Source organism: Chryseobacterium potabilaquae, assembly GCF_902728265.1.
Taxonomy (GTDB): domain Bacteria; phylum Bacteroidota; class Bacteroidia; order Flavobacteriales; family Weeksellaceae; genus Chryseobacterium; species Chryseobacterium potabilaquae.
In genome coordinates, this window is record NZ_CACVBR010000081.1 from 1 (window position 1) to 5,674 (window position 5,674).

The 5,674-nt window shown below is 27.6% G+C and carries 5 protein-coding genes; 3 read left to right on the forward strand and 2 right to left on the reverse strand.

Annotated elements, in window-relative coordinates:
* Positions 1 to 428 precede the first annotated feature (428 nt).
* A complete protein-coding gene (locus CHRY9293_RS18130; RefSeq protein ID WP_162034261.1) occupies positions 429 to 1,217 on the reverse strand; it encodes a hypothetical protein in 789 nt (262 codons plus the stop codon).
* A 1,335-nt stretch (positions 1,218 to 2,552) separates the two neighbouring features.
* On the opposite strand from CHRY9293_RS18130, the gene CHRY9293_RS18135 reads away from it, so the two are divergent.
* The 3 genes from CHRY9293_RS18135 (at position 2,553) to CHRY9293_RS18145 (ending at position 4,843) form a co-directional block, all read left to right on the forward strand.
* Positions 2,553 to 3,050: a hypothetical protein gene (locus CHRY9293_RS18135; protein WP_162034262.1), complete on the forward strand. Its 498-nt coding sequence runs from the start codon at positions 2,553 to 2,555 to the stop codon at positions 3,048 to 3,050.
* Between the two features lie 518 nt (positions 3,051 to 3,568).
* Positions 3,569 to 3,832 (forward strand): hypothetical protein, encoded by a 264-nt coding sequence (locus CHRY9293_RS18140; protein WP_162034263.1) that lies wholly within the window; start codon positions 3,569 to 3,571, stop codon positions 3,830 to 3,832.
* Positions 3,833 to 4,135: 303 nt separating this feature from the next.
* A complete protein-coding gene (locus CHRY9293_RS18145) occupies positions 4,136 to 4,843 on the forward strand; it encodes a T9SS type A sorting domain-containing protein (protein WP_162034264.1) in 708 nt (235 codons plus the stop codon).
* 499 nt (positions 4,844 to 5,342) lie between these two features.
* On the opposite strand, the gene CHRY9293_RS18150 is transcribed toward CHRY9293_RS18145, so the two are convergent.
* Positions 5,343 to 5,522 (reverse strand): histone H1, encoded by a 180-nt coding sequence (locus CHRY9293_RS18150; protein ID WP_162034265.1) that lies wholly within the window; start codon positions 5,520 to 5,522, stop codon positions 5,343 to 5,345.
* Positions 5,523 to 5,674: the final 152 nt, after the last annotated feature.

Consider the following 5,674-nt stretch of genomic DNA (forward strand, 5'->3'; position numbering starts at 1 on the left):
TTGTCAATCATAACTATGTAATGGTTAAAAATAATAAAAAGTGAGTTCCGAAAAATTTCTTGAGCTGTAAGAGCTCTAAATTTTCCAGAATAACTTTTTAACTTACACAGTTAGTGAGACACTACCGATGAAAGCGTCTTCGTTGATAATAACAAAGGAAAATACAGTTGTTGGGTTTTGTAAACTTTCTTCCCTGCTACCCTACTGATTCACCTACTGTTCTGCTTGAGATATATCCCCCCTCCTATTGAACCCGAGAAAGGATTAATATACGTTATATTTTTGCAATAGAGTTTAGTCACTATACGGTTTCTTTTATAAAACATAGTCATTAGCTTTATGAAAGCTAATGACTATATACTATTTTCTAAACTTAACTTAATACAAATCCTATATTAAATTATAATCTTAGAATTTATTTTTCCACCCTACAATTTATTATAGTAATACTTTATGGTTTCTTCTGGTTCATTTAAATATTTTCTACTTTGCTCTTTGGGATAATTATTTAAAGCATTGTAAACATAAGTACAAGTAACATAGCTAGTTAAAGAAGAGTCACTTTCTCTTTTTAAGAGGTTATTACTTCCTGACATCCCCTCTCCAATTAATCCTCCTGCATTTTCGTCTATCATTTTAATCTTAGCATATCCTATAATATTTTTAAAAGGATTATTTTTATTATCAAAAGTTGAAACAGATTTTATAGTTCCTGCAGATAATTTACTAATTATATTTATTTGATTTCCTTTACTATCAAAATAGGCCTCAATTTGACTTACTAAATTTCCCTCTAAATCATATTCGTTATACTTTATATGAAAATCATTCACATATTCAATATTTTTAGTGTAAACTATGGCGGGTGATGTAATTTTATTCGTAACTTTTACCGAACTGACTCTATCATTTAAATACGAAAATTCTTTTATCAACTTAATTTCTCCATTTACAGACCACTCTTCTTTAGTAATATTATTACCATTATAGGTATATATATATTTAAGATTATCCCGTATAATTTCCTTTATCTTACTTCCTACGTACGAATACTTTAAAGAGTAAGATATGGAGTTTCCAGAATATACGAAAACAGATGTGGGAAGTATTGGAGTTGTATCTACGTTAGATGAATTTGAAATAGCAACATCATCGTTAGAAGAATTACAACTTAAAGTTATTGCTAGAACAATAAATCCGATAATTAAATTTTTCATTGTGCTTTTTTTTAAATTAATACTAATGATAAAGATATTAATTGAATTACGTTATTAATAACAATAATGCATATTCAATTTAATAATGAAATAAACTATCCTTCTAATATTTAGAAAGAATATGTAAGTTATAATTGTCTTTAAGAACTCTTATTATTTCGCCCGAGAATAAAAGAGATAATTCTTATATCTCCTTCTAAAAGCCTAAATTTATTCCAGGTCAAACAAAATAAAATAGGGTAATTTAGAAGAGAATCTAGTGGTTAAGAATCAAAAAATGGATTAAATTATTTCTAATAATATAAATTAAATGTCTAATTATTCAGAATTAACTTAGTGAATAAAAACTACTAGAAATAGGTATTAAAATCATAATTCTATCAAACGAAGAATAAACGCTAGGTAATTTAGCAAAATCTTTGGGATTTAAAAGGTTGATAGGATTCATCATGAGTGTTTTTTATCATTAATGTGCTGCAAATGTATATATTAAAATTTATATAACAAACCTTTTCAAGAAAAAACATCAATGTCATAAAAAATTATGAGTATATTGAAGGGAAAAGAAAAAGTCTTAACTTTCTTCTTCTAACTTCTTCTAAAATTTTTTTTGATACACTTCATAATGCGAATTTGTTTTAGTCCCTCCTTTTAAAATCAGTGACTAAATCAAGGTTTGTTCATTAGCTTTTATTGGTTTTTATCATATCATAACAATCCTATAAAACAATTAAAATCAATAAAATAAGTATATATCCATCAGATTATAACAAAATCATCAAAAAAGGTGGTGCGGCAGAAGGTGTTAGAGCAATACTTGCATACTATTTAACCATATTTACTATGGTAGAAAAGTTTGGAAGTGAAGTTATTATTGACACTCCTAATTAGCAAGAACAATCACATACTAACTATGACAAAATTGTTGATTTACTTACAAATGAAATTAGAAGTGACAATCAAATAATAATGAGTGGTATGGAGAATGAACATCTAAAGCCTTTTGTTGATAAGGCAAAAATTATTACTCTAGACAAGAATAAACTTCTTCTAAAAGAAAAATTCGATGAACTTAAAGATGAATTTATATAGAAAATAATATCCCACTGCCAACATATATTTAGCTAAATGGCAAGTGACTCAGTTAATAGAATATTCTTCCTCGCGTCAACTTTTGTGGTTTAATAAAAGTTTAATACTCCATGAACCATCACTGTGCTAAGCGCTAACAATTAAAATATATTTACAAATCTCAAAAAACGATTAAAAATATTTGTATATTGAAGAAACTAAAACTATGACTATAATAGCAGAATCTTAAAATCAACCTAATATATGGATGAAATATTCAAATATACAATAGGTCCAGTCTTAGCAATAATTGGAGTTGGGGTAGGTTCTTTACTAAATGCAAGACTTACAAGAAAACAAAAAATTAGAGATGAACTGTTTTCTTATAAAGTAAAAGCCCATGTCAAAATTGCAGAAGCTGTACAGATGACTAGAAAAGATTTTGGATATGCAATACTTGTATTAGACGGAGAGCCTTTAATGCCATTTGATCAGAGTGATTATAAAGGTCATATACTAATAGCCTCATATTTTCAACAAATTCATCATGAGAATATCTTGTTTTTAGATAAAGCAACGAGACAAGCATCAAAATTATTTGGGGACACTATTATTGGAACTTCAATAGCATATGATAGGTATGAAAAGAATAAAAATGATAAAAATCGTTTGCAAATTCTTACTCAAATAGGATATATAGAAGTTAGAGGGCAAGCTCTTTTCGATCTTCTTTATAAAAAGATAGGCCTCAATAAATTGTAAAAAGTAATCGACTATTTAATAATGTAAGAAATTATTTTCTTATTGATTCTTTTTCCAGAATTACTTAATAAAATCTCAAAAAATGATGATAGAAAAATTTGTTACTAATCGAAATATAGAGCTATGGGAAAAGCTATCTCGAAAATTTACAATTGAGATAAAACCTCATACTTTAAAAAAATATATAATCTTTGAAATAATCATGCAATTATTTATTATAATTCAGTAAATATTTGTGAGGCATCCTTTACACATGAATTACTGCATTTAAACTTAGACTATCACGATTTCTATTTATGCTCGGCATTGAAAAGAAATATGGCAAATGATCCATTGTTTTTTACAATGTTTAATGCGAGTATCACCGAGCCTTTAGCTAATTTTATAGAGCATAAGATAATGTTCAATGATTACAAGAAATTAGGTTATATGGATTATCTTTTTATTATGGATTATTTTGAAAAAAAATAAATCAAAAAGAAATAAATTCATTGGTAAAAAACTATAGAATAAATAATATGATTAATGTGAGAGCTGCAAACATTTTCGTGGGTAAATTAGGTTCTCTTTTTGGTGATGTTAATAATAAACATACTTACAATGAGATATACTCTATTTTTAAAAATCTTGATTCTAATTTATATAATGCGGTTGCTAATCTTTTTGTTGAGTCACTAGAGCATGATTACGAAAAAGCTGATTATATTTACAATTATAGAGATATAGCGTATAATTTTTATAAAAGATTAATTACTTGGAAAAACAATAACCAATTTATATAAAAGTAATCTTCCGAACAGTAAGTTGTGAATTGTGAATTTTTAATCTCATATCTTCCATCTTACAAAAAGAACTTCTAGATGTTTGGGGATGTTTATTAAGATACGGCAGTCTATTAATTAAATATATTAGTTATAAATCTTATTATAAAGCTCATGTGATAAAAAAATAAATTTTAAAAAAATGAAAAAAAATTATTATTTAACCGCAATTTTTCTTGGAAAAGATATATTATTTCCATAATAATCTTATCGTGTAACCACATACTACAGGCTCAAGCTTGTTTTAGTACGGCGCCTATTCCTATGAATGGAACGACAACAGTGAATGGAATTATGGTAACTTCAGTTTCTACAGGATCTGTATATAATTATTCTCCTAATAATACAGTTTGTGGAGGAGGAAATCTCGGACCATATGGATTAGCCGTTGGGACAGGTGGTGTGTGGTCTTTGAATCTTACTTTTGCGCAGCCAGTCAATGACGTAGTTTTCATAGTAAGACTAGCTGGTGATTTTATAGGATCAGAAAATTATACCTTTACTTCTAACGGAGGAAATGTTACAATCCCATTTAATAATTCTTGTGGTTCCACAATTATTGGTAATACAATTATAGGTGGAACTGCGCAACACCTTGGAGAAGAAACTTTTGTAATTCATTCCCCTAATGCCCATACACAATTAACAATTGATAGCCCCGGCGGACATGCAGGCAGTGTGATCGGTATCTGCTCTACAAGTATTGTGTTGGGAACAAATGATGTTAAAAATAATATAGAAAGTAATATGCTAGCTATCTATCCTAATCCTATAAAAAATACTATGACTATTTCTTCTAAAGAAACTTTAAAATCCTATAAAATTATAGATGGATCAGGAAAGCTGATTTTATCCTCATCTTTAAAAGGAAATAAACAGGAGATCAATCTTTCTTCGGTTCAAAGCGGTAGCTATCTGATTTCTATAGAAACTGATAAACAAATAGTAAGTAAGAAATTGATTAAAGAATAATAGTATAATTAATGTTTTTTAGAAGTATCTATTCATAAACTATTAGACCTAGTGTTCACATTGACGTCCAAAATGGCTAACTTTTTATTTCAGACCAATAGCGGGAAATCTTATAAAAATATAGTATCATGTTAAAGGTATATAATAAATCAAATTTGCTTTGCAAGCATCTGTAATACTTCAATTTACTTTTATTTTACCAATAGTTTTGATTCCTTTAACTGTGAATAATATGAAATAAAAGCAGCCTTTTGAAAGGAAAAAAGTAGATTTACAATTTAAATATGCAGATTTTTTCAAAGAATTTCCTGAATTTAATACGGAAGGCAGGACAAAGTTGAAAAATAAACTGCTAAATATCAGTAAAAATAAGATATTTCATAGCCATAAAGAGATTCATAGAAAACTAACAAACTTAATTTTCGCATATTAACATTCATTATTCATAACAAACAAAAATTGTTGCAAGATTACAGCAATTTTTGTTTTTATTGTAAAACTATTTTTCTTTACTCAATTCTACAGAGACTTTTCTGAATTCTTTGAACAATTTACTTAATTCTAAAGCTGATTTACGTGCTCTTGTGACCACCGCATTATTTCCTTTTTCTAATTGTAGATTGGGGTCTATTTTAAAAGCTTCTAATTCTGTGTTAATTTTCTGTAATACTTCTGGCATGAGGCTGTCTCAAAAGAGATATCCTTTTTTATGCAAAAAGGAAAGCTTTGGCTTTCCTAATAGTTGCAAATTGATTAATTTGCATTGTGTTAACTTCTTCAAAAGTAGTCTTTAAAGATTACAATCCCAAAGAAAACTTGCTTTTTCCTCCT